This is a genomic window from Streptomyces sp. NPDC001617 (assembly GCF_053596855.1).
Window position 1 is genome coordinate 42110 of record NZ_JBSFHA010000018.1, and the last position, 24885, is coordinate 66994.

The window sequence follows — 24885 nt, forward strand, 5'->3', positions numbered from 1 at the left end:
CTCCTCGCGCCACGTACGGCCGCCGCCGCAGTGCGGCGGCGGCCGTACGGACCGCGAACCCGGTGCAGGGGCCGCGGTCGGTGGCGCGCCGACCGCGGCGCGGAGTGGGTCAGGACCCCGGACCGGGGAGGGCTTCGGAGTCGTCGATGAAGGCGCGGGCCACGTCGGCCAGGCGCCGGTTGTGCGCGCGGGCGCAACCACGCAGCGCGGTGAACGCCTGCTCCATGTCGATGCCCTGGCGTTCGGCAGTGTGCCCGCCGGGTCCGGCGGACGGCCGGAAGCCGTCCGTTCCCCGTACCCGGGCGACGCCTCGACATGATGCCGGTCGTGTCCCACTCTGTGGCGTAGCCGCGATCAATGCGAAGATCCAGGTCGCGCACACCATCAGTCGGCCCGGATCCCGCAGCTGCCTGACTCACCATCAGATAGGGGACGTGGTCGCGATAACCGGCGCGGAAGCCCGCGGGCTTGGCCTCGGCGAAAGTCCCGTCGCCATCGGCAACGCCGCGCCATCCCCTGGCGCTTTCCGCAGGGGTAGGGGCGGGTCACTACTGCAGTGCGTGGACTGCGGCTGAGAACAGCGGGGGCATCCGGGATGCTGCGGGGACGATGAGGCGGGCGGTGCCGGGGTGGCGGCTCGCGGTCAGCAGGGCTCCCGTCAGCAGTCGGTGGCGTCGGGTCAGCCGGGACCAGGCACGCTCGTATGCGTCCGGACGGTCCGCGGCCAGGCAGCGGACGGCTGCCCCGGCCGTTGCCAGTGCGAGGGCGATGCCCTCGCCGGTGAGGGCATCCAGGTAGCCCGCGGCGTCGCCGACGAGCAGGACACGGCCGGCGGTTCTGCGCCGCACCCGCTGCCGCAGTGGTCCGGCGCCGCGTACCCCCGTTGCGGTCGGGCCGCACAGGGATGCGGTGAGGGTCGGGAAGTCCGCCAGGTGTGCGTCGTAACCGCGCCGGTGGCGGCTGAGGACTGCGACGCCCACCAGGGCGTCGTCGACCGGTGTCACATAGGCCTCGCCGTGCCGGGACCAGTGGACCTCGACGAAGTCTGTCCACGGTTCGACGCGGTAGTGGCGGCGCAGTCCGTAGCGGCCGTGGGGGTGACCCGGCAGTTCCAGACCCAGGCTGCGGCGCAGGGGGGAGTGCAGGCCGTCGGCGGCGATCAGCCAACGGGCCGTGGTTCCGGCGACGGTGACCGTGTCCGCGCTCTGGCGCACCTCGCCGACCTTGCCCGGCAGCATGCGCACGCCGAGACCTAGCGCGCGCCGGTGCAGTGCGGAGTGCAGCTCCGTACGGCGGATTCCCAGCCCGTTGCCGCCGCGGAAGGTCGCTTCGGCGCGGGTGGTGCCGTCCACGTAGCGGATGCCACGCAGTTCGCGGCCGGTGACCTCGACGCCCAGTGCTCGCAGCGCGGCGACACCGCCGGGCATGACTCCTTCTCCGCAGGCCTTGTCCACGGGCGAGGTCCGGGGTTCGACGACGACGGCCTCCAGACCGGCGAGCGCGGCGTGGATGGCGGCGGCCAGTCCGGCGGGTCCGCCGCCGGCCACCAGTACGTCGATCATGCCGACGCCGGCATGGCCGCGGCGGCCAGCGCCCGGTTCTCGCAGCGGATGCGCACGGTGAGCAGAGCGGCATTGAGCACCGTGAAGACGGCCGCGGTGATCCAGGCGGTGTGGACGAGCGGCAGGGCAACGCCCTCGACGACGACGGCCACGTAGTTCGGATGCCGCAGCCACCGCCACCGGTAGGGGCCGCCCGTCACCAGCGGCAGGCCGGGTACGACGATCACCCGGGTGTTCCAGCGGGGGCCAAGAGTGTGGATGCACCACCACCGCAGTGCCTGGGCAGCCACCAGCACGGCCAGCATCGGCCAGGCCAGGGCGGGTACGAAGGGCCGGTCGGCCAGCCACACCTCGGCCGGGCAGGCGACCAGCAGGCCGGTGTGAAGCGCGACCATCGCCGGGTAGTGGCCCTGCCCGGTCACCGTCGCGCCGCGGGCGGCGCTCCACCGTTCGTTGCGGCGGGCGACGACGAGTTCGGCGACGCGCTCGGCGGCGACGGCGGCCACCAGCAGTCCGTACCAGATCATGTTTCCTCGAGTCCTTGGTGCCCTTCGTGTCTTCAGGGGGCTGAACTACCAGCGCAGTAGCACGAGTTCGCAGGCGAAGCCGGGCCCCATGGCCAGCAGCACGCCCGGGGTGCCCGGTGGCGGGCGGCGTTCGGCCAGGGTGTCGCGCAGTACGTGGAGCACGGACGACGAGGACAGGTTGCCGACGTCGGCCAGGTGACGCCAGGTCACATCGAGTGCGCCATCGGGCAGGACGAGGGCCTCGGACACGGCCTGGAGGACCTTGGGGCCGCCGGGGTGGCACACCCAGGCGGTCACGTCCTTCGGCTTGATCCCGTGGTCGCCCAGGAACCCCTCGACGTCGTCGCCGAGGTAACGGCGTACGACATCGGGCACCCGCGGGTCGAGGACGATCCGGAAGCCGGTGCCCTTGATGTCCCAGCCCATGACGCGCCCGGTGTCCGGATAGAGGCGGCTGCGGGTGTCCACGATCGTCGGGCCGGCGGTCTCGTCCGGGCGGCCCGGACGGTTCGCGCCGCAGGCGACGACCGCGGCGGCGCCGTCGCCGAAGAGCCCGGTGGCGACCAGGTTGGCCAGGGAGGCGTCGTCGCGCTGGAAGGTGAGCGAGCACAGTTCGACCGAGAGTAGCACCGCCACCTGGTCGGGCCGGCCCAGCAGGTAGTCGTGCATACGGGCCAGGCCGGCGGCGCCGCCGGCACAGCCCAGCCCGAAGAGGGGGAGCCGTTTGACGTCCGGCCGTAGTCCGAGACGGCCGACCAGACGGGCGTCGATCGAGGGGACGGCGACACCGGTGACGGAGGTGAAGATCAGCAGGTCCACGTCGGCCGCGGACAGACCGGCCGCGTGCAGTGCGTCTCGGACGACCTTGGCGCCCAGGTCGGTGGCGGCGGCGATGTAGACGTCGTTGGCGGCGCCGAACCCGTCGAGTTCTCCGTACCGTTCGAGTGGCAGCGTCATATGGCGCGAGCGGACCATCGCGCTGCGGTGCAGCCGGTCCAGGACCCGGCGGTCGGTGCCCTCCGGCAGGCAGGTGCGGGCCACCATGTCGGTGATCTCGGGCTGGGTGCGACGGTGCGGTGCGAGAGCACCTCGAACCGCGGCAATCCTCGTCATGTGGTTCCCGTCCGGTTACCAACTCGGCTGAGTTGCTCACGACATGTTCCCCGAACCGGGGCCTCGACACCAGGAATCGCCCGTCCGGCCGTCCGCCCCGGAGAGCACGCGGGTCGGCCGGACGGGCCCGGGCGCCTACGATCGGCCGGGTGGGCACTCCCGAGCACTCGACGACCGGCGGCCCCGAGGCGAGTTGGGCCGGCCGGGTCGGTGGCCTGGCCGGGTCGTGCCACCCCGGACCTGTCGTGGCGGTCACCGCCCTGATGACCGCGCTCGCCGTCACCGCCGGCCAGGGCGCCGCGCGGTGTGTCCTGACCGCCGCGGCCGTCCTCACCGGGCAGTTGTCCGTCGGCTGGTGCAACGACGCGTTCGACGCGCGCCGGGACATCGCCGTCGGCCGCCGCGGCAAACCCGTCGTCGACGGCACGGTCGGTGTGACGGAGGTGTGGGTGGCCGCCTACGCCGCGCTGGCGCTGTGCGTGCCGCTCTCGTTCGCCTGTGGCCTCTGGGCGGGCGCCGTCCACCTGACCGGGGTGGCGGCGGCGTGGGCGTACGACCTGCGGCTCAAGGCGACGGCATGGTCCTGGGCACCGTACGCGGTGGGTTTCGCCGCGCTTCCGGCGTTCGTGGCGCTGGGGCTGCCGGGGCAGCCGTGGCCGGCCTGGTGGGTCGTCACCGCCGGGGCGCTGCTGGGAGTCGGCGCGCATCTGGGTGACGTGCTGCCGGACATCCGCGGGGATCTGGCGACGGGCGTACGGGGATGGCCGCACCGGCTGGGCCCGGACGGCGCGCGGCTGCTGCTGCCGGTGCCGCTGGTGGCCGCGTCCGCGGTGCTGGCGCTGGGGCCCGTCGGGCCACCCGGCGGGTGGGGAGTGGCGGCGCTCGTCGCGGCCGGCCTGGTGGCGGTGGCGGGGACGGTGCTGGGTCGCCGCTGGGAGCGGGCGGCGTTCGGGGCGGCGGTCGCCGTCGCGGCGGTGGATGTGGCGTTGCTGTTGCTGCGCGGCACCGGGATCGCCTGACCGCGCCGCTTACCGCTTTGCCGGTCCACGCGCCGATGACGACTGGCTGTGCGCGTTTCTACAGGAGTCGTTCCGCTGCTGCGCAGCGTGATCGCAACACAGCGGCGTAGCTGTCGTGGCCCGCGGAATCTCTGCGCGGTGGAAGGGAAATCCGCTGTGCGTAGGTTCCATCCCCTTGGCTGAACTGGGCGGACGCGGCGGCTGCTGTGGCAGGCGTCCGACTCATAGACCCCCAGGGGCCATTGAGGGGCCGCAAGGACAGGAACGCATCGACAACCACCACACAGGACCCATGATCCGTCGGCCGTGGGTTCGAGTCCGCAGACGGTGAACCCGCCATACGTGGCTCCCGTGACAGGCTGACCTCCGGATTCGGGACGCTGGCGGGACGCAGGGAAACGGAAGTAGTCGCTCCGTGCCCAGGTCGTCGACGCCGGTCAAGGCCAAGTAGGTGAATTGGTGCGGCGTGACAGCAGGCGGCTGTGATCCGGGCTCCCCTGGATCACAGAGCTGCCACTGAAGCCGGCCGGAGCGACGGGCAAACGGCCCGGAAAACGGCCCAGGGACTTCTCGATGCGTTGCGTTACGAGGCTCCGGGTCGAGGCCACGAGGTACGACGAGGCCGGTGGTCCGCCATGAGGCGACCGTCCGCGTAGCGACCACCCATGCGTGGCCGTGAACAGCGCATTCGATACAGGCCCAAGCGGAGCCGGAGCACGTTCCCGGAGTGCTGGAGCGCCAGGGCCGCGGTGGCCGACGTGATCACTGGCCGGGCCGGGCCGTCGCCGGCCGCCCACGACGCGCTGCTGCGCCACCTTCGATCGCCCACCGCCTGTCGGACGGCTCTCGAGGGCAGATCGGACGGCAGATCGGGCAATGACTCCAGCTGCATACTGGACCACATGGCACGCGAGCAGCAGAACGCCGACGGCAGCGGGCTGGGGATCTTCCTTCGCACCCGCCGGAGCCGGGTGACGCCCGAGGACGTCGGCCTTGCCACGGGCGCCGGGCTGCGGCGTACGCCGGGGCTGCGGCGTGAGGAGCTGGCCACGCTCGCCGGGATCAGCATCGACTACTACGCGCGCCTGGAGCGGGGTCAGGAGACCAACCCCAGTCCGGCCGTCGTCGACGCCCTCGCTCGTGCTCTCCGGCTGGACGCGCACGAGCACGGACATCTGCGCGATCTCGCCGAGCGTGGGGACAGGAGGTCCGCGCCGGAGCCGTCGGCCGTATCCGAACGGACCGTGCGGCCCGACATCGAGCTGATGCTGGAGAGCCTGCGCCCCCACCCCGCGTATGTGATCAGCCGCACGATGGACATCCTCGTCGGCAATCGCGGCTCGGTCCGGCTGTTCGCGGGCTCGGAGGACTGGCCGGCCGAGAGGCTCAACGCTCTGCGCTACCTCTTCCTCGATCCTCATGCGGCGAAGCTGTTCGCCGACTGGGACGAGCAGGTCCGCACCTGTGTCGGCCGTATCCGCGCCCTGGCCGGTACCGAACCGGACACCCCCGGCCTGGCCGAGCTCATTGACGAACTCACCCTGGAGAGCCCGGAGTTCGTGCGTCGCTGGACGGACTACGACGTAGAGCCGCACCCGCGCGGCGACAAGACCTTCCACCACCCGGAGGTCGGCGACCTCACCCTCGGCTACCAGTCCATGCGGCTCGACGGCACCCCGGGCCACCGTCTCGTCGTGTTCTTCGCCGAACCCGGCACCCCTGATCACGAGAAACTGCTTCTCCTCGACGGGGCGGCCACCGAGCCCGCCACCGAGCCCGTCGAGGAGAAACAGGACTGACGCCCGCGCCCGTCAGGGCTTGACGAGAACCTTCAGCGCCTCGCGGTCGGCCATCGCGCGGTAGGCGTCCGGGGTGTCGTCCAGGCCCACGGTGCGGTCGAAGACCCGGCCCGGCTCGATCTTCCCCTCCAGGATGTCGGGCAGCAGCTCCTCCATGTAGGCGCGGGCCGGGGCCACACCTCCGGTGAGGGTGACGTTCTTCGCGAAGTCCATGAAGCCGAAGGGGATCTCGCCGTACTGCGGTACGCCGACCCGGCTGATCGCGCCGCCGGGGCGGACCACACCGAGGCCCATCTCAAGGGCGGACAGGGCGCCGACGCACTCCAGTACGGCATGGGTGCCCATGCCGCCGGTCAGCTCCCGCACGCGGGCGATGCCTTCCTCGCCGCGCTCGGCAACGACCTCGGTGGCCCCGAACTCGACGCCCAGGTCGGTGCGGTCCTTGTGCCGGCCCATCAGGATGATCCGCTCGGCACCGAGCCGCTTGGCGGCCAGTACGGCGGACAGGCCGACCGCGCCGTCACCGATCACGGTGACGGTGGTGCGCTCGTTGACGCCGGCCTTGACCGCGCTGTGGTGGCCGGTGCACAGCACGTCGGACAGGGACAGCAGGGAGGGCAGGAGGGCGGAGTCCTCGGCCACCGGCAGCTTGACCAGGGTGCCCTGGGCCTGCGGGACGCGGACCGCCTCGCCCTGGCCGCCGTCGACGCCGTTCGGGCCCCACTGGCCGCCGTGCGGACAGACGACATGCAGACCTTCCTTGCAGAAGACGCAGGTGTTGTCCGCCCACAGGAAGGGCGCGACCACCAGGTCACCGGCCTTCACCCCGGACACCTCGGAGCCGGTCTCCTCGACGATGCCGAGGAACTCGTGCCCCATGCGCCGGCCCTCTTCCGAGGCCGGCATGGAGGCGTAGGGCCACAGGTCGCTGCCGCAGACACAGGCGAGTACCACCCGGACGATCGCGTCGGTGGGGTTCTGGATCTTCGGGTCGGGGACGTCCTCCACACGGACGTCGCCGGCGCCGTACATCACTGTCGCTCGCATAGGAACTTTCCGATCCTGCTTGAATTGATGGGGAGTTGACGGAATGGGGGCCGCTCAGTCACGGCCGCCCTCCGGGGTGGGCGATGCCCTGCTTCCGGCAGTACGGCAGGGGGCGACGTGGTCGGTGCCGAGCCGCGCCAGGCTCTCGTCGATCGAGAGCCGTACGTGTTCGGGGCGGCCGTTGGGGCCGCGGACAGGCCTGCCCTTGGAGTCCCGGGAGAGCAGGCCGACCTTGGTGGCCAGCACTGCCCGGTCGCGGCGGTCCTTGAGCGCCCGGCCGACCAGTTCCTCGTCGGTGAGCGGTCCGTACACGTCCGCCGTGTCGATCAGGGTCATGCCGAAGCCGAGACTGGGGGAGGATCACCTCGACGGAGGTGGCGTCGTCACGTGGGGTTTTCGTGTCGTGGGCATGGGGCATGCCCACGCAGCCCAGGCCCAGGACGCCGAGCTCGGGTCCGCCGGGGCCCGGTGTGGTGGTACGCATGGCTGTTGCTCGGCCTCCCGCTAGCCGTTGTCCTGGTTTTCGACGATGTCCTTGAGCTGGGTGATCGCGCTCATCGCGCTGGGCCATCCGGCATAGAACGCCAGGTGGGTGATGGCCTCGACCAGTTCGTCCTTGGCGAGTCCGTTCTCCAGGGCCCGGCGCAGGTGGTTGCCCAGCTGCTCCGGGCGGTACAGGGCCGCCAGGGTGGTCACGGTGATCAGGCTGCGGTCGCGGGGCGACAGGCCGGGACGCTCCCAGACGTCCCCGAACAGCACCTCGTCGGTCAGCTCGACCAGCTTCGGTGCGAAGGCGCCGAGTGCCTTCTGGGCGGGGGTCGGCTCGTCTGCCATGGGGTGAGCTCCTCGTATCGTGGGGGTCGCCCGTGTCGGTGGGGGGAGGGGTCAGAGGTTGATCAGCCGGCTCATCTCCGCTTCGAGGCGGTCGCCCGCGGCCGGGGTGAGGCGGTTGAGCTTGTCGAGTTGCCCGGCGGTCAGCTCCACCTGGTCGGCGGCGGTGTTCTCCTCGACACGGGAGACCCGCTTGGTGCCGGGTATGGGGGCGATGCCGGCGCCCTGCGCCAGCAGCCAGGCCAGGGCCACCTGCGCCGGTGTGGCGCCCGCCTCCACGGCCACCGCCTCGACCTCGTCGACGAGGGCCAGGTTGCGCCGGAAGTTCTCCTCGGTGAAACGCGGGTTGGTCAGGCGCCGGTCGGTGGCGTCGAACTGGTCGGTGGAGCGGATCTTGCCGGTCAGGAAGCCGCGGCCGATCGGCGCCCACGGGACGAGGCCGATGCCGAGGTCCCGCAGCAGGGGCAGGATCTCCGCTTCGATGTCCCGCGTCCACAGGGAGTACTCCGTCTGCAGGGCGGCGACGGGATGGACGGCGTGGGCGCGGCGGATCGTGGCAGGGCCGGCCTCGGACAGTCCGATGTGGCGGATCTTGCCTTCGGCGACCAGCTCGGCGAGGGCGCCCACGGTGTCCTCGATCGGTGTGTTCGGGTCGACGCGGTGCTGGTAGTACAGGTCGATGTGGTCGGTGCCGAGTCGCCTGAGGGAGCCCTCGACCGCGGCGCGTATGGTCGCCGGACTGCTGTCGGCCACGCCCGGCACGCCGTCGCCGTCGCCTGTGTGCGAGACCAGGCCGAACTTCGTCGCCAGCACGATCTGGTCCCGGCGGCCCCGGACGGCCCGGCCGACGAGTTCCTCGTTGATGAAGGGCCCGTAGATCTCGGCGGTGTCGATGAGGGTGACACCCAGATCGAGGGCGCGGTGGATGGTGCGGAGGGACTCGGCGTCGTCCGTGCCGTGGCCGGTGTAAACGCCACTCATCCCCATCGCGCCCAGGCCGATGCGGGACACGTCCAGATCACCTAGTTTGATGTGCTTCACGGTTGCCGATTCCTTCGTTGACGGGACGCTCGCGGATACCTCCGTGCTCCGGTGCCGGTGCTCACGTACGGGTATGGACCGGCGTAGGCCGTGAGCCACAGAGCTTCGATCCGCGACACGGCCCAGCCTGCCCGCCCGCTGCGTCGCGTGGCAGGACGCGTTGTGCCGGGCAGTGACGTTCCGTGCTGTGACAGGGCACCCCACACGCCTGCCGCGCAGGTCACAGGCCCGGCAGACTGGACGGTATGACACGTGAGCAGCAGCCTGCCGGTGGTGGCACCGAGCTGGGGCGTTACCTCAGGGCCCGCCGGGCCCAGGTGACCCCCGCCGAGGCGGGACTGTCCCCCGGCGCCGGGCTGCGCCGCACACCAGGGCTGCGCCGCGAGGAGCTGGCCACCCTGGCCGGGGTCAGCATCGACTACTACGCCCGTCTGGAGCGCGGCAAGGAGACCCGCCCCAGCCCGTCGGTCGTCGACGCACTCGCCCGCGTCCTCCTGCTGACGGAGGACGAACACGAGCACCTGCGCAACCTGGCCGTCCGTGCCGCCCGGACAGCGCCCGAACCTCCCGTCGCACCCAGCAGGACCGTGCGGCCCGCTGTCACGCTGCTGCTGGAGAGCCTTCGTCCGGGCCCCGCCTATGTCGCCAGCCGCACCAATGACCTACTGGCCTGGAACCCCGCCGGCCTGGCGTTGTTCGCGGGCATCGAGGACTGGCCGGTCAAACAGCGCAACCTCGCCCGCTACGCCTTCCTCCACCCCGCCGCCCGCGAGCTCTTCGACGACTGGGAGCACACCCTGCGCGGCTGCGTCGCCCGGCTGCGCGCTCTGGCCGGTACCGACCCCGACGCGCCCGACCTGGCCGCGCTCGTCGGTGAACTCCTGCTCAAGAGCCCGGACTTCGCCCGCCTGTGGGAACGCTACGAGGTCAAGGCGCACGCGTTCGGCCGCAAGACCTACCACCACCCCGACGTCGGGACCTTCACTCTCGGCTACCAGGGAATGCAGCTGGAGGGCACCCCCGGGCATCGACTGGTCACCTACCACGCCGAGCCCGGGACCCCCGCCCATGACGCGCTCGTCCTCCTGGACCTGACCGCGCACAAACCTGCCGCGCGCGACACCCAGCCACCCCAGGGGGCACGGCCGACGACCACACCGGACGAGGCATCCTCTTCTTCACCCGAGCACCGTGCACCGGGGCAGGAGGGATGAGCGTTCCACCGGGGCAGGAGGGATGAGTGTTCCGGTCCGCGCGACACCGCCTGCGCGGCATCGGCGTGCGCCCCGCCGCGCTCACACCTCCCGGTCCCAGTGGTGGCCCTCCCACAGGATCAGCGCGAGCAGCACCAGGAGGGCGGACACGAGTGCCGCCGCCCCGCTGACGTGCAGTGCGGCGGGAGCGGCCAGGGCGGCGACGGCGAGTGCGGCCCCCAGACGGGCGAGTGGCCAGGCACCGGCGAGCGTGTGGTGGAAACAGGCGAGTCCGGCCAGATACAGGGAGATGCCGAGCGGCAGGAGCAGGGCCGGGACGCCGTGCGACGCGTGGTGGAACGCGTCGATGGACTTCTCCATCCCGACCGCCGCGACCGCGATGCCGAAGACGATCACGAAGTAGGAGTACCCGAAGGAGTACACGGCGACCCGGGGCCGCCGGTCCGCCGGGACCCGTTCCAGCCGCGCCTCGCTCTCGCGTTCCTCGCGGCCGAAGTAGAGCCACCACATCGCCGCGCTCAGCGCCAGGACGAGGAGCGCGCCCGTGATCACCGTGGTCACCTCGCTCTCTTCCGAGGCCACGGCACCGACCTCGGCGATCGACTCGCCGAGCACGATGATCACCGCGAGTCCGTGCCGCTCCACGAAGTGCCCGACCCCCACGGTGAACTCGCCGACCCCGGTGACGATGGGCGTCGCCACCACCATGGCAAAGGCCAGCAGCCACAGCCAGGGCCGCACGTCCGGCGGCACCAGACCGGCGGCCACGACTACGAGGGCCATGACCACGTTCAGCGGCCCGACGCGCAGGATGCCCCGATGCCCCGATGTCCCGATGAACCCGACCAGGTGGATGAGGACCACGAGGAGATAGCTCGCGCCGAACAGCCACGCCCACGGGCCGCGTTCGGCCACCTTCGGCACGGTGATCGACATGACGAAGAACCCCGGGCGCCGAACACTGCGCCGGCGGAGCCGGGCCCGCGCCCAGCGATCCGCCGGTGGCGGTCGTGAACTGGGTTGAGCATGGCCAGGCGCCGAACACCCTTCCCGCGGCACGCACCGACCCCAGCACCCACAAAGTGACCCTGACGAGGACGCTGTGCGCGTGCTGAATCCGTGTCCGGGGTGCCCGGTCAACGACTGAGGGAGCGGGGCGTCCGCCCCACTCCCTCAGTCGGATTCCCGTCGGCTGCTTCAGACGGTCGGCCGGTGTCCCTGGCAACCGGTCACAGGTGCTTCCCGAAGAACTCGGTGAGCTTGTCGGCGACCTGCGGGACGTACTTGGGGTTCCAGTACAGGTCGATGTGGCTGGCGCCGTCGACGACGACGAGTTCCTTGGGCTCCTTCGCCCGCCCGATGGCGTCCTGGCTCATGTAGAGCGTGTCGGCCTCGGAGCCGGCGATCAGCAACAGCGGGCGCGGGGAGATCAACTCGATGCCTTCGAACGGGAAGAACGCCATCTGCTGGCTGAGGCTGGAGAGGGCGAACGTGCCCATGAAGCGCGGGTTCGGGTCGATCTCCGAGTAGTACTTGTAGCCCTCCTGGTACATCATCGGGATCGTCGACAGGTCGTTCATGTCGAACCGGGGGTTGTCCGCGATCAGGGAGAACATCTCCACCTCCCCGCCGGCCGCCTCGCGCGTACGAGCCTGGCCCGACCGCTTGAGCAGGTCGGTGCGGTACTCCTCCGACTGCTTGCCCAGGGGGCCGACGCCGTCGCGGCGCGCGGAGCCGATGTTGAAGGTGCTCACGCCCGCGACGGCCTTGATCCGCAGCTCGGTCTGCGACACGTTGACCGTGTAGCCGCCGCCCGCACAGATACCGAGGGCGCCGATGCGGTCCGGGTCCACGTCGGGGTGGTTGCTCAGGAAGTCCACCGCGCAGCGGATGTCCTCGACCCGCGCCGAGGGGAACTCCGAGAAGTGCGGCTCGCCGCCGCTCTCGCCCTGGTACGAGGCGTCGAAGACCAGGGTGACGAAGCCCTGTTCGGCCAGCAGCTTCGCGTACGTGGTGGGGACCTGTTCCTTGACGGCGCCGAACGGGTGGGTCACCACGATCGCGGGGTACTTCGTGCCCTGCTCGAAGCCGGCGGGCTTGAACAGGTTGCCGACCACCGTGTTGCCCTTGTTGATGAAGGTCACTCGGTCCATTTTCAGGTCCTTTTCGTTCCAGATTCTCTGTCGTGCGTGGTGCGGCCGACGGAGCGTGGGGTGTCCCAGGCGCGCACGCACCCACGCCCCGGTCCGATTCCCGTCACCTGTACGTCTGTACGTCTGCGTCGGGGAGGTCGACGGACGGCTGCTGACGGGTGGTGCCGGTACGCAGCAGCCTCGCCGTCTCGGCCTCCCAGTGGCAGGCCCTGCCGTGGCGTGGAGTGCCGATCCGTGGTGTGACAGGGCACCCCACGCGGCTGCGGCGCAGGTCAGAGGGCAGGTGCGGGGCCGGCCGCCGCACCTTGGGCGGCTCGCTGCTGCCCGAGCAGGTCTAGGAGGACGATCGCGTCGTGATCAGGGGTGCCCGGTTCGGCGAAGAACATGAGCTCACGGTGGCCGGGCGTGCCCTCCAGTTGCATGGCCTGATGACCGAGGGTGAGGTCACCCACCTCCGGGTGGTGGGTGTCGGGGTCGGTACCGGCCAGGTCGCGCTGCCGTTGCCCCGAGTGCCGAGGCAGCGGGGCTTGTCAGGAATGCCACGGTCGCGGCGAGACTGCCTGCGGACTCTGCAACGGCAACCCGGACCCCTTCGACAACTGGCTGTTGTCCTGCACTGCCTGCGCCGGCGAGGGGACGACGAGCTGCTCGCGGTGCTTCGGAAACCGTAGCTGCAGCAAGTGCCACGGACGGAGGGAGTGCCGCTCCTGCGACGGCAAAGGAATCAGGCAGTAAGGGATCATCACTGGCACGGTCGAGGCTGCCCGTCCCGACGCAGCCGCTTTCCGGGACCCCATCGAGCTGGCGGCAGCGCTGACGAGGCTCGGGTCGGCCGTCCGCGCGGCTCGGTTGAAGCGACCCGCGGGCTGGGGCCGAGCCCGTTTGCCCGCGGGTCGCTCGTCCCGCCGGCCGTCAGGAGGTGGGCGGGACGCCTGTTCGCCGGGAGACCTGTCAGACGGATCCCGGGCTGCTCACCAGCGTGGCGTCGATCTCTTCTCGACTCGGAGGCTGAGCGCGCGTGCTGGCTGCGGGCCACACCACGTCGACCAGGGCCTCCCCGGCGATGACCGCCGTCATGCGGACCGCCTTTCCAGCTGTTCGGCGTCGCTGCTCGGATCCTTGATCACGAGGGGCAGCAGCTCCCATGCGTCGACGGCGTAACCGAGACTCTCCCCGGGCGCGCTGCGGGCCTGCAGGCGCCACGGGCCCTGCCCGGTCGGGTAGAAGCGCAGGGTGAGCACCTGGCCGGTGGAGGCCAGGAAGATCTCGGCGATGGAGTGGTCGACGACCACGCGCAGGTCGACCGGCCGGCCGGCGGGGCAGGGCATCCGGTAGGAACCGCCGAGGGCGCGGGCGTCCCGGGAGGCACGGTCCCGGTCGACGACCAGGTGACCTGTGGCGGGGGCGAGGCGGATGTCGAGGTACTCGGAGCCGTCGGTGGCGGTGATCAGCCGGAGGCCTGCCTCGCCGGAGGTCTCCAGGCGTGCCGTGAGGTCGAAGCTGCGGCCGACTTCGCCCAGTTCCACCGGATCGGCCCCGGCGGCCCGTCCCTGCGCGTGGACGGTGTGGTCGCCGCGCAGAGCCAGCAGTTCGGCGGCGGGCCGTTGGTGCAGTGAGCCGTCCTGCGTGAGGGAGATCTCGCGGGGGAGGGTGAGTGTTCCGGCCCAGCCGTCCTGGGCGGCCCAGTCTTCCTCGCGGGCTTCCCAGGACCACCCCCACAGCAGCCATCTGCCTCCGGGTGCGCGCAGCAGCGCGGGCGCGTAGCAGTCCGGGCCGTGGTCGAGGAGGACCGGTGCGGCGTCGGCTTCGAAGACCCCGCCGGCCTCGTGGCCGACCAGGGCCACCGAACATCTGGGACCGTCATGCGGGTCCCATGCGCTGTAGATGAGGGCACCGCGCCCGGAGCCGTCGGCCGCCGGGAGGTACTGGGGGCACTCCCAACCCTCGCCTGTGTACCGGTCGTCGGAGCCGAGGGGCCGCGATGTGCCGGTGCAGAAGGGGCCTTGGTAGGTCCAGGTCTCCAGGTCGGGGGATTCGTAGAGCAGGGCCGCGCCGCGGCCGTCGGCGAGTGCGGCGCCGACGAGCATCCGCCAGCGCGTGCCGTCCCGCCAGACGTACGGGTCGCGGTACATGGTGCAGCCGCCGGGGGGCTCGGGGATGACCAGGTCGCCGCGGGGGCGGAAGGTGCGGCCGCCGTCACGGGAGGTGGCGGCGGTGACCGGCTGGTGCCAGCGGTCTTCGCGGTAGGCGGAGTAGAAGGCGATCAGCCGGTCGCCGTCGGAGACGGCGTTGCCGGAGAAGCAGCCGTCGGCGTCCTCGCCACCCGCGGTGGGAGAGAGGGCGATGGGCAGTGGCTCCCAGCTGAGCAGGTCGGGGCTGCGGAAGTGGCCCCAGTGCATGTTCTCGTGGCGGGTGCCGTACGGGTTGTACTGGTAGCAGACGTGGTAGTAACCGTCGTGGAAGGCCAGTCCGTTGGGGTCGTTGATCCAGTTGCGGGGCGGGCGCAGATGCGCGACGGGCCGGTGCGGGTCAGGGCGGTCAAAGGGCGCGGTGGACACACGCGTGCCTTTCGGGGTGTCGGAGAGCGTGCGGGGAGTGGCGGTCAGCGGAAGGAGCCGGCCACGATCCCCTCGACGAAGTACCGCTGGGCGGCGATGAAGATCAGCACGCTGGGGATCAGGGCGATGACCACTCCGGCGAGCACGATGGAGATGCTGCCGGTGCCCAGGGTTCCCTGCAGGCTCACCAGGCCCAGGGGCAGGGTGAACTTGTCGGTGGACTGCAGGAAGATCAGCGGGCGGAAGAACTCGTTCCAGTAGGCGGAGAACGTCAGCACCGCCAGCGTGGCCATCGGCGCCCGTGCCATGGGGGCGTAGATGCGGGCGAAGACCTGGAAGTGCGAGGCCCCGTCCACCCGTGCCGCCTCGCCGAGTTCCCGCGGCATCTGCAGGAAGTACTGGCGCATCAGGAAGGTGCCGAAGGCACCGCCCACGGCGGGCAGCACGAGCGCCATGCTGGTGTCGGTCAGGCCCAGGTACTTGATGATCAGGAAGACCGGGATGATGGTCGTCTGGAGCGGCACCATCATGGTGGCCAGGATGACGGCGAACAGCGCCTTGTTGCCGCGGAAGCGGACCATGGCGAAGGCATAGCCGCTCATGGTCGAGGTGATCAGCTGGCCGGCCACGATGAGCCCGGTGACCAGGGTGCTGTTGAGGAAGAAGGTTCCCAGCGGGACCTTCTGGAAGACGGCCTGGTAGTTCGACCAGATCGGATGGGTGGGGATCCACTGCGGGGGCTGGTCGAAGGAGGTGGCCGGGGTGCGCAGCGAGGTGGCCAGCGCCCACACGAGGGGCGCCACGACCAGTACGGCGGTCACGGTCAGGACGGTGACCGACAGCAGCGAGGTGATCCGCGGGCGCCGGCGCCTGCGCGGTGCGGCGGGGGGCCGGTCGAGGACGGCGGTCATGAGTAGAACACCCACTTCCGGCTCACCGTGAACTGTATGGCCGTGATGACCAGCAGGACGACGAAGAGCAGTACGGAGACGGCGGAGGCGTAGCCGAACTGGAGGTTCTGGAAGGCCGTCTGGTAGACGAGCAGGACGGTGGTGTAGGTCGCGTCGCCCGGACCGCCCTTGGTCATCACGTAGGGCTGGTCGAACAGCTGCATGGTGTTGATCAGGCCGACGGTGCAGGCGAACAGCACCGTGGGGCTGATCAGGGGCAGCTTGATCCGCCAGAACACGCGGGCGGACGACGCGCCGTCGATCTGCGCGGCCTCCAGGACGTCCGGCGGTACGGAGCCGAGGGCGGCGACGAAGAGGATGAACGTGAAGCCGAGTTGCTGCCACACGGCGACCAGCGTGATGGTGGCCGTCGCTCCCGCGGTCGAACTCAGCCAGGGGACCGTGGGCAGGTCGAGGGCGCCCAGATAGTAGTTGATCACTCCGAAGTGATCGTCGAAGATGTACGACATCACGATCGAGATCGACGCCGCCGAGGCCAGCATCGGCATGAAGAAAGCCGCACGGAACAGGTTCTGCGCGATCTTCGAGGCGCGCTGGGCCACCAGCAGCGCCAGGACCAGACCGAGGGCGACCTGCAACAAGACGATCATCACGGCGAGGCCGGAGGTCACCAGCAGCGAGTGGGTGACCGCCTTGTCGTGCAGCAGGGTGTCGAAGTTCTGCAGGCCGACGAACTGGGGGCTGGTGATGGCGTCCCACTTGAACAGTGCGAGGACGAAGGACCCGACGATCGGCGCCACGGTGAAGACGAACACCACCACCAACGACAGCGCCACCATCCCGTATCCGAAGAGGGCTTCGCGGCGGGCTTGGCGGGCCTGAGCGCGGCGCCGCGGCGCCGTCGTCGGATCCGCCTGGTGCTGTGGGGGACGGCCGGGCCGCGCGCCCGCCGGGGCGGACGCGGGGCTACGGCTCTGGACTGGCTGCGACATCAGCGCGTCATCCCGTCTTCGCCGCGGTCTCGAGGTCGCTCTGCAGGCCGTCGAGGGCCGCCTTGGCGTTGCCGCTGGACATGGCCTGGGTGGTGCGCTTGTTCAGCGCGATGGCCATGGCGTTGTAGTACGGCGGAGCCGGGATGGGAGCGGTGTTGTCGAGGTCGAGCGTGTCGTAGAAGATCTGCCAGTTCTTCGGGCCGGTGGTCGCGTACCGGGCGGCCGTCGACATCGACTTGCGCGGGAAGGTGGTGACATTGCCCGGGAACAGCAGGTCCAGGCTCTTGGGGGTCACCAGGGTCTTCAGGAGTTCCCAGGCCAGGTCCTTGTTCTTGGACGACTTCATGATGCCGTAGCCGCCGGTGCCGAACAGGTGGCGCTGGGTCTTCCACTTGGGGAAGTACTGCACGTCGAACGAGCCGGTCTGCATGCCGGCGTTGTGCAGGCCGCCCGCCCAGAAGCCGCCGCCGACGGACATGCCGATCTTGTTGCCGGCGAACAGGCCCTGCAGTGTGGTGCCGCCGCCGACGTCAGGGCTGGGCGACAGGCCCTCCTTGTGCAGCTGGACCATGTAGTCGAGGGCCTCGACGACCGGGGTGGAGTTGGCCGTGGGGTCGCCCCAGCGCCAGCCGCCCTTGCGGCCGGCCGCCAGGGGGTTGTTCGGGTAGAAGGTGTTCCACAGCCAGTCGCCGCCGTCCCACTTGCTCTCGGTGAGCAGGTTGCCGCCGTTGGCGTACATCCAGGACGTCCAGCTGCCCCACAGCCGTACGACCCAGTCGTAGCCGACCGTGTTGCCGCCCTTGGCGGAGATCTTCTTGGCGATGTCGTAGAAGTCGTCCTTGGTCCAGTTGTCGGCGGGGCGGTCCACGCCGACGCTGCTGAACAGGGAGGTGCTGTAGAACATGTTCCCGGCGTTGAAGTCGGTCGGGAGTTCGTACAGATGCCCCTGGTACATCATCGCCTCGACGAGAGCCGGGTGGACGTCGGCGAAGTAGGGCTTGAGCGCGGCCGCGTCGCGCTTGACGTAGTCGTCCAGCGGCTGGGCCAGTCCCTTGGCCGCGAACAGCTGCAGGCCCTCGGTGGCCACCGCCGCGATGTCCGGTGCGTTGCCGGCCGCGATCTGGGTGAGCAGCTTGCTGAAGAAGTCGTTCCAGTCCGTGCCCGTGGTGCCGGTGAACTTCACCTTCACGCCGGGGTGGGCGGCCTCGAACGCCTTGGCGGCCTCGGCCATCTTGTCCGCCTGCGTCTGGGCGGCGAACACGGCGACGTTCAGCACCTTCGAACCGGAGGAACCGGATGAGGAGGAGCCGGACGAGCAGGCGGAGGCCAGTCCGCCCACGCCCGCCAGCGCGGCGGAGGCGGCGCCGGCTCTCAGCAGGCCGCGACGGCTCAACTGCTCCTTGAAAAGGCCAGAGGACATGCGTGTACCCTCACTGTGTGTACCAAGTACTGACAGGGATGACGACCGGTCGTAACGGTCGCCTGTCGTAGTGCGAATGCTTCGCCGTCCCGGGGTCAGAGTCGGGGCGGCGAAGCTACCGATGCCCGCGCCACCAGCGGGCAAGACAGCATTTCCTGCGTGACCGGGCGCGGTGGCGGACCCGGCGTTTCGGTGAGTGCGAGCAACTTCGTGACCGCCGCTGCCCCCATCTCGTAGTGCGGGAGCTGGACCGTGCTCAGCGCGGGGTGGAGTGCCTCGCAGATCAGCTCCTGGTTGTCGAACCCGACGACCGACACGTCGCCGGGGACGGACAGTCCCAGCTCCGCGGCCGCCCGGTAGGCGCCCGCGGAAATCCGGTCGTTGAAGCAGAACAACGCCGTCGGCCGCTCCTCCGCCGCGAGCAGGCGCAGCGCCGCCCGGTAGCCGGCGGCCGCGTGACCGGCGGTGGTCTCGGTGGGCACCGTCGGCTCGGCGACGACCAGGGAGGGATCGTAGGAAATCCCGGCATCGGCCAGCGCCTTGCGGTAGCCCTCGATGCGCAGGCCCAGAGCGGGGATGTCCTCGGTCGGCACGACCATGCCGATCCGGCGGTGCCCGTGGTCGATCAGCTCGCGCACCGCCGTGTAGCCGCCCTGTACCTCGTCGGGCACCACATAGGGGATCGCGGGGTCGTCGCAGCGTGCGTCCAGCAGGACCGTGGGCGTGCTGCGCAGACTCTCCGGCAGGCTCACGACCCGGTGGTACATGGCCGCGTACAGCACGCCGTCGACCTGACGCTGGAGCAGCATCTCGATGCTGCGACGTTCGAGCTCGGCATCGCCGCCCGTGTTGACCAGGAGCAGCAGCATGCCGTGAGCCGCCGCCGCCTCCTGGGCTCCGAGGACCATCCCGCCCGCGTGGGGGGTGGTGGCGATCTCGTCGCTGATGAAACCGATGGTCTGCGACCGCTGCAGCCGCAGCCCCCGGGCCAGGCCGTTCGGCGCGTATCCGAGTTCCTCGGCGATCCGCAGGACGCGCTGCCGGGTCTCGGCGCTGGCCCGCTTGCCCTGGACGCCGTTCAGGATGTGCGACACGGTCGTGGCGGACACACCTGCCGCCGCGGCCACATCCTTGATCCCGATCCGGCGCGCCATCGCCCCTGCCTAAGTCTGGTGCTCAAACTGGTGGATTCCGGTTGGCTAATCGTTTTGCCATCCGTGTGGAGATGAGAGTGCCTTCGGCCACAGCTCCTGTCAATGGCTCGTTACGGACTCGTGGCCCCGGTATGTCCGCGTGCGACGGCCTGGTCCGCCACCGAGGGGGGAATCGGAGACTCCGTCACCGGGTCGGGTGGCGGTGTTCCCAAAGCCCCGCCGAGCAGGGCACTTTGCCGTTGCGGCGCCACCTTCACGGCTGAGGACGACGCCGGGACGGAGCTCCTCGAAGGCGGGGCGGCGCCTGGCGGGCGGCACGGAGGACATGCACGTGCGGGACACCCGTATCCCGCCGGACCAGGTCCGTCGCCGTGCGGGGTTAGCCTTACGGCGTGTCAGCCCACGCACCTGGCCCACCACCGGCGAGTCGAGCGCGACGGGTGGACGTCGCACGCCTGGCCGGCGTCTCACCCGCGACGGTCTCCTTCGTGCTCAACCGGACGTCCGGGCAGACCATCAGCGACGAGACCCGACAACGGGTCCTGCAAGCGGTCGCGGAGCTCGGCTACCGCCCCAACCGTGCCGCCCAAGGGCTGCGGCAGGGGCGCAGTGCGACCGTCGGCTTCGTCAGCCACGACGTCGACTTCGGCGAGTTCGCCGCCGCCGCGATCAAGGGCGCGCACGAAGCGTGTACCCGCCAGGGCAACCTGCTGCTCCTGGTCAACACCGGCGGTTCGAACCGCCAGGCGCGCCAGCTGATCACCGACCTCCTCGACCGGCAGGTCGACGCCTTGATCTTCGCCGCGGTCGGCACCAGGCCGGTGATCCTCCCGGACGCCGCTGCCCGGGTTCCGACCATCCTGCTGAACTGCTTCGCGCCGCACGACCCCGTCCCGGCGATCGTGCCCGACGAGGAACGCGGCGGACGGGAGGCCACCCAGGCGCTGCTCGACCTCGGGCACCGCGACATCGCCTACCTCACTGGCAACCCCGGCCAGTGGGCCACCAAAGCACGGCTCCGCGGCTTCCGCGACGCGCTGCGCGGCGCGGGACTCGACCCACGCGAGCGCACCGTGCTCTCCGGCGACTACCACGCCGACTCCGGCTACGACCTGGTGCGTACGCTGCTGCGGCGCGGCCCCCTGCCGACCGCGATCATGTGCGGGAACGACCGGATGGCCGTCGGCGCGCTGCTGGGCCTGCTGGAGGCGGGCATCCGTGTGCCGGAGGATGTGTCGGTGATGGGCTACGACGACCAGTTCCAGCTCGCGGCGGAGATCCGCCCGGCCCTGAGCACCGTACGACTGCCCTATGACGCGATGGGACGGCAGGCGGCGGAGCGGCTGGCCGACGGCCGGCCCGCTGCCCCGACGGGCCGCACCTTGGTGCACTGCCCCCTCGTCATGCGCGACTCCACGGCGGCCCCGGCGGACCGCGGTCGCACCGGATCCTGAACGGGTCCACACCTCAGGCGCCCCCCGAATTCGCCGAAAACTTCCCGGAATCATCCCCTTGACGCGGGATCATGCTGGGCCTACGGTTTGCTCGCTAACCCGAATTAGTACCTGAGGTCTCGGCGGGTTGGATACGCCACGGAGCGGAGCGACGGTGACTGCCGCCGCTGGGTCAGCCGCCAGGAGCGCGTGTCGAGACCGGAACGTCGTTGTGTCGCGACGTCGTTGTGTCGCGCCGATCAAGCAGGCCGACACCGCATCGAGTCGCGCAATCGCTGTCAGTCCCGTGGGTGAACCGTCATCCGTCGTCGGCTGCCCGAAGCGAGTGCCGCTGCGTCGGCACAACAATCCCCGCACACAAGCTCCTTCGGAGGATGAGCATGCGAAGAATCAAACGCATGCTGCTACGGCTCACTGCTTTGAGTGTGGGCCTCGCAGCCGGATCCGCCTTCCCGCCGGCACAGGCAGCAACGCCGGCGGACGGCAGCTCCGTGCAGGTCTGGCTCACGGACGTCGGGTCCAACCAGTGGGTCGCCAGGCAAAAGGCCGTGTCGTTCCAGACACAGCAGGCGACCAGCCCGCTCACGATCAAGGTCGACGACAGCGTCGAGTACCAGAAGATCACCGGCTTCGGGGCGGCGCTCACCGACTCCTCGGCCTACCTCATCGACAAACTGCCGACGAGCGGCCGCAACGCCCTGATGCAGAAGCTCTTCAGCCCCTCCGCGGGCATCGGCCTCAGCATGGTCCGCTCACCCATGGGCGCGACGGACTTCACGGCGACCGGGAACTACTCCTACGACGACATGCCGGCGGGGCAGACGGATCCGACGCTGGCACACTTCTCCATCAAGCACGATGCCGCGTACGTCATCCCGGAGTTGAAGCAGGCACTTGCCCTGAACCCGGGCATCAAGGTCACGTCGACCCCTTGGAGCCCCCCGGGCTGGATGAAGACCTCCGGTTCCATGATCGGGGGAACTCTCCTCGACACGGACTACTCGGCGCTCGCCAACTACTTCGTCAAGTACCTACAGGCCTACGGCAAGGCCGGGGTGCCGATCTCCTACGTCACGCCGCAGAACGAGCCGTTGAACGCTCCGACCTGGCCCGGGACGTATCTGACTCCCAGTCAGGAGACCAAGCTGGTCCAGGAGATGGGCCAGGCGTTCGCGGCCAAGGATCTGTCCACGAAGATCCTCGCTTGGGACCACAACTGGGATGTGCCTTCGTACCCCGAGTCGATCTACAACGACCCGACGACCGCCAAGTACGCCGTGGGGGCCGGGTTCCACATCTACAGCGGCAGCCCGGTCTACCAGACGCTGACCCACAACGACTATCCGAGTAAACAGCTGTACCTCACGGAGGCCACCGGCGGAGTGTGGCAGGCCGACAAACAGGTGGCCTTCCACGACGCCCTCGACACCTGGATGATCGACACCACGCGCAACTACGCGAACGGCGCGATGCTGTGGAACATCGCACTCGATCCCGCCATGGGTCCGCTCAACAGCGACACGAACGGCATCGGTGAATGCCGCGGACTGGTGACCATCGACCCGGCAAGCGGCGAAGTGACGTACAACCCGGACTACTACGCGCTCGCCCAGGTCACCAGGTTCGTCAAGCCCGGAGCCCACCGGATCTACTCGAACACCTTCGGAGCCGGCAGCGTCAACGACGTCGCCTTCCAGAATCCCGACGGATCGAAGGTCCTCGTCGCGTACAACGACTCGAAGTCCGCGAAGACCATCAGCGTCGCGGACGGGACGCAGTCGTTCAACTACACGCTGAACGCGGGCAATGCCGCCACCTTCACCTACTCGGGACCCACGCAGAGCGGCAGCACGCCCGCAGCCGGCGACGTCGGGGACCCCACGCACGACTTCACCTTCAAGTCGGCGACCGGCCAGCGGACCATCACGTACGACCCGCAACTGCTGCCCATTCAGAACTCCGTCACCACCGACTCCAAGCTGACCACGTACTCCCTCCCGGTCGGAGCGTCCATCAAGACTCCGGGAACGGCGCTCAACCGCAGCGGATGGAAGGTCACGTCCTCGTCGAGCCACTCGGGTGATCCGGCAGCGGACGCCGTCGACGGAGACCTCGGCACACGATGGCGCACCGCCATCAAGATGAAGAGCGGCGACTGGTACCAGGTCAACCTCGGCAGCCCGACCAGCTTCGACCAGATCACGCTCGACAACACGGCGAAGAACGCCTTCGACTCCGTCTTCCAGTACCAGGTGTACGTATCGGACGACGGCGAGCACTGGGGCAGCGCGGTCGCCAACGGCAACGGCGCCCTGGGCAGGACGACCATCACCATGCCACCGCAGAAGGCCCAGTACATTCGCATCGTCAGCACCGCACCGTCGTTCTTCTTCCACTGGTCCATCGGCGAGATCAACGTGTATGGGACCCCGGGCGAAACCGGCTCGATCCAAGCCCCGACGGCGGTGCCGCACGGACTTCAGCTGCAGAACTGGACAGGCCCGGACGGCACGAACGTCTCCGTTGTCTACAACGGAACCGGGCGCGGCCAGAGCTTCCCGATATCCACCGGCGGTGAATTCACGTACACGCTGCCCGGTGGGACGTCGGCGATGTTCACGACCAAGAGCCTGTCCGGCTATTCGACGCCCGCGTTCGAGACCATGACGCCCACCACCGGCATTCCGGGCTCCGAGTTCACGATCACCGGTTCTCACTTCGGTGCGACCCAGGGCCTCGGCACCGTGTACTTCGGAGGCGCCCACGCCGACATCGCCAGCTGGTCCGACACCAGCATCAGCGCGTACGTTCCGAACGGACTCCCCTCGGGCACGTACCAGGTGTCGGTGAACGGGGCCGGCGGACAGTCGGCAGGCGGATCCAAGTTCACCGTCAACGGCCTGGGCACCGCGCTCTCGAAGACCGGCTGGACCGCGAAGGCGTCGAAGGTGAGCCCTTACGCCACCGATGTGCTCGCGAACATGATCGACAATGACACCGACACCCGCTACAGCTCCGGAACAGGGCAGGAATCCGGCCAGTGGGTGGAAGTGGACATGGGCAAGGCGCAGACCTTCGACACCATCGCCCTGGATGCGGGCAGCAGCACCGGTGACTATGCGCGAGGCGCGGACGTATACGTGTCATCCGATGGGACCGACTGGAAGAAGGTTGCCGCCATCAGCTCGGACGGCCAGCAAATCGAGGCCGTGACCTTCGCGACGCAGACGGCGCGCTACGTCAAGGTGGTCAACACCGGCAGCGCCGGCAACTGGTGGTCGATCGCCGAGTTCAACGTGTACGCAGGCGGATCCGCGACCCCGGTCTACGGCATTCCGCTGTCGAGGGCCGACTGGACGGCGACGGCGTCGAACACGAGCCCGTGGCCCAACGATGTGCTCACGCACATGCTCGATGGTGACCTCACCACCCGCTACACCTCGGGAGCCGGGCAGGAATCCGGCCAGTGGGTGAAGGTGGACATGGGGAAGGCCGAGAACTTCGACACGGTCGTGCTGAATGCGGGCAGCAGCGTGAACGACTATGCGCGAAGCGCGGATGTGTACGTGTCGTCCGACGGGAGCGACTGGACAAAGGTCGCTTCCATAGCGTCGGGTCAACCGGTCGAGGCGGTGACCTTCGCGACGCAGACGGCGCGCTACGTCAAGGTGGTCAACACCGGCAGCGCCGGCAACTGGTGGTCGATCGGCGAGTTCAACGTGTTCGCGGGCCCCGTCTCCGGCACCCAGCTGTCGAGGACCGGCTGGACGGCGACGGCGTCGAACACGAGCCCGTGGCCCAACGACGTGCTCACGCACATGCTCGACGGCGACATCGACACCCGCTACACCTCGGGAGCCGGGCAGGAATCCGGCCAGTGGGTGGAGGTGGACATGGGCCGAGCCGAGAAATTCGACACGGTCGAACTGGATGCGGGCAGCAGCGTCGACGACTATGCGCGAAGTGCGGACGTGTACGTGTCGTCCGACGGGAGTGACTGGACAAAGGTCGCTTCCATAGCGTCGGGTCAACCGGTCGAGGCGGTGACCTTCGCGACGCAGACGGCGCGCTACGTCAAGGTGGTCAACAC

The 24885-nt window shown here is 69.8% G+C and carries 21 protein-coding genes and 1 pseudogene; 6 read left to right on the forward strand and 16 right to left on the reverse strand.

Annotation, left to right across the window (positions count from 1 at the left end):
- Positions 1–109: 109 nt before the first annotated feature.
- The 4 genes from ACWC09_RS16310 to ACWC09_RS16325 form a co-directional block, all read right to left on the reverse strand.
- The gene (locus tag ACWC09_RS16310) at positions 110–226 is read right to left on the reverse strand and encodes a hypothetical protein (RefSeq protein WP_450851194.1); all 117 of its coding nucleotides are present in this window, start codon (positions 224–226) and stop codon (positions 110–112) included.
- Positions 227–548: 322 nt separating this feature from the next.
- Positions 549–1562, reverse strand: coding sequence for an NAD(P)/FAD-dependent oxidoreductase (locus ACWC09_RS16315; protein ID WP_450851195.1), 1014 nt, complete (start codon positions 1560–1562; stop codon positions 549–551).
- On the reverse strand, positions 1559–2089 hold the full coding sequence (locus ACWC09_RS16320; RefSeq protein WP_450851196.1) for an isoprenylcysteine carboxyl methyltransferase family protein: 531 nt from the start codon (positions 2087–2089) through the stop codon (positions 1559–1561). Before ACWC09_RS16320 ends, ACWC09_RS16315 begins: the two co-directional genes overlap by 4 nt.
- A 45-nt stretch (positions 2090–2134) precedes the next feature.
- Positions 2135–3202: a type III polyketide synthase gene (locus tag ACWC09_RS16325; RefSeq protein WP_450851197.1), complete on the reverse strand. Its 1068-nt coding sequence runs from the start codon at positions 3200–3202 to the stop codon at positions 2135–2137.
- Between the two features lie 149 nt (positions 3203–3351).
- Between ACWC09_RS16325 and ACWC09_RS16330 the strand changes: the two genes are divergently transcribed.
- Positions 3352–4221: a UbiA family prenyltransferase gene (locus ACWC09_RS16330; protein ID WP_450851198.1), complete on the forward strand. Its 870-nt coding sequence runs from the start codon at positions 3352–3354 to the stop codon at positions 4219–4221.
- Positions 4222–5123: 902 nt separating this feature from the next.
- The gene (locus ACWC09_RS16335) at positions 5124–6020 is read left to right on the forward strand and encodes a helix-turn-helix transcriptional regulator (protein WP_450851199.1); all 897 of its coding nucleotides are present in this window, start codon (positions 5124–5126) and stop codon (positions 6018–6020) included.
- A gap of 12 nt (positions 6021–6032) precedes the next feature.
- Here the strand turns inward: ACWC09_RS16335 and ACWC09_RS16340 are convergent, their stop codons facing one another.
- From ACWC09_RS16340 to ACWC09_RS16355, 4 genes are all read right to left on the reverse strand, one after another.
- Positions 6033–7067 carry a zinc-binding dehydrogenase gene (locus ACWC09_RS16340; RefSeq protein WP_450851200.1) on the reverse strand — a complete coding sequence of 345 codons (1035 nt, stop codon included), beginning with the start codon at positions 7065–7067 and terminating at the stop codon, positions 6033–6035.
- A gap of 54 nt (positions 7068–7121) precedes the next feature.
- Positions 7122–7403, reverse strand: coding sequence for an aldo/keto reductase (locus ACWC09_RS16345; RefSeq protein ID WP_450851201.1), 282 nt, complete (start codon positions 7401–7403; stop codon positions 7122–7124).
- Positions 7404–7571: 168 nt separating this feature from the next.
- Entirely contained in the window at positions 7572–7901 is a 330-nt protein-coding gene (locus ACWC09_RS16350) for a carboxymuconolactone decarboxylase family protein (RefSeq protein ID WP_450851202.1), read from the reverse strand.
- Positions 7902–7952: 51 nt separating this feature from the next.
- Positions 7953–8939, reverse strand: a complete 987-nt coding sequence (locus tag ACWC09_RS16355; RefSeq protein ID WP_450851203.1) for an aldo/keto reductase — start codon at positions 8937–8939, stop codon at positions 7953–7955.
- A gap of 245 nt (positions 8940–9184) precedes the next feature.
- On the opposite strand from ACWC09_RS16355, the gene ACWC09_RS16360 reads away from it, so the two are divergent.
- A complete protein-coding gene (locus tag ACWC09_RS16360; protein ID WP_450851204.1) occupies positions 9185–10153 on the forward strand; it encodes a helix-turn-helix transcriptional regulator in 969 nt (322 codons plus the stop codon).
- An 81-nt stretch (positions 10154–10234) separates the two neighbouring features.
- Here ACWC09_RS16360 and ACWC09_RS16365 read toward each other — a convergent pair whose 3' ends face one another.
- A complete protein-coding gene (locus tag ACWC09_RS16365) occupies positions 10235–11089 on the reverse strand; it encodes a low temperature requirement protein A (protein ID WP_450851205.1) in 855 nt (284 codons plus the stop codon).
- 20 nt (positions 11090–11109) lie between these two features.
- Between ACWC09_RS16365 and ACWC09_RS16370 the strand changes: the two are divergent.
- Positions 11110–11268, forward strand: a pseudogene (locus ACWC09_RS16370) (tannase/feruloyl esterase family alpha/beta hydrolase); the annotation flags it as partial.
- Between the two features lie 114 nt (positions 11269–11382).
- Here ACWC09_RS16370 and ACWC09_RS16375 read toward each other — a convergent pair.
- The 7 genes from ACWC09_RS16375 to ACWC09_RS16405 all read right to left on the reverse strand — a co-directional run bounded on the left by ACWC09_RS16375 (position 11383) and on the right by ACWC09_RS16405 (position 19341).
- Positions 11383–12306: an alpha/beta hydrolase gene (locus tag ACWC09_RS16375; RefSeq protein WP_450851206.1), complete on the reverse strand. Its 924-nt coding sequence runs from the start codon at positions 12304–12306 to the stop codon at positions 11383–11385.
- Between the two features lie 272 nt (positions 12307–12578).
- On the reverse strand, positions 12579–12827 hold the full coding sequence (locus ACWC09_RS16380; protein ID WP_450851273.1) for an MmyB family transcriptional regulator: 249 nt from the start codon (positions 12825–12827) through the stop codon (positions 12579–12581).
- A gap of 552 nt (positions 12828–13379) precedes the next feature.
- Positions 13380–14864: a glycoside hydrolase family 32 protein gene (locus tag ACWC09_RS16385; RefSeq protein WP_450851207.1), complete on the reverse strand. Its 1485-nt coding sequence runs from the start codon at positions 14862–14864 to the stop codon at positions 13380–13382.
- Between the two features lie 44 nt (positions 14865–14908).
- The gene (locus ACWC09_RS16390) at positions 14909–15775 is read right to left on the reverse strand and encodes a carbohydrate ABC transporter permease (protein ID WP_450851208.1); all 867 of its coding nucleotides are present in this window, start codon (positions 15773–15775) and stop codon (positions 14909–14911) included.
- Entirely contained in the window at positions 15772–16767 is a 996-nt protein-coding gene (locus ACWC09_RS16395) for a carbohydrate ABC transporter permease (RefSeq protein WP_450851209.1), read from the reverse strand. Before ACWC09_RS16395 ends, ACWC09_RS16390 begins: the two co-directional genes overlap by 4 nt.
- A 7-nt stretch (positions 16768–16774) precedes the next feature.
- Positions 16775–18187: an ABC transporter substrate-binding protein gene (locus ACWC09_RS16400; RefSeq protein WP_450851210.1), complete on the reverse strand. Its 1413-nt coding sequence runs from the start codon at positions 18185–18187 to the stop codon at positions 16775–16777.
- A 95-nt stretch (positions 18188–18282) separates the two neighbouring features.
- A complete protein-coding gene (locus ACWC09_RS16405; RefSeq protein WP_450851211.1) occupies positions 18283–19341 on the reverse strand; it encodes a LacI family DNA-binding transcriptional regulator in 1059 nt (352 codons plus the stop codon).
- A 440-nt stretch (positions 19342–19781) separates the two neighbouring features.
- Between ACWC09_RS16405 and ACWC09_RS16410 the strand changes: the two genes are divergently transcribed.
- Together ACWC09_RS16410 and ACWC09_RS16415 are read left to right on the forward strand one after the other, a co-directional pair.
- Positions 19782–20795 carry a LacI family DNA-binding transcriptional regulator gene (locus ACWC09_RS16410; protein ID WP_450851212.1) on the forward strand — a complete coding sequence of 338 codons (1014 nt, stop codon included), beginning with the start codon at positions 19782–19784 and terminating at the stop codon, positions 20793–20795.
- Between the two features lie 380 nt (positions 20796–21175).
- Positions 21176–24885, forward strand: a 3710-nt coding sequence (locus ACWC09_RS16415; RefSeq protein ID WP_450851213.1) for a discoidin domain-containing protein, incomplete at its 3' end; no start/stop codon positions are given.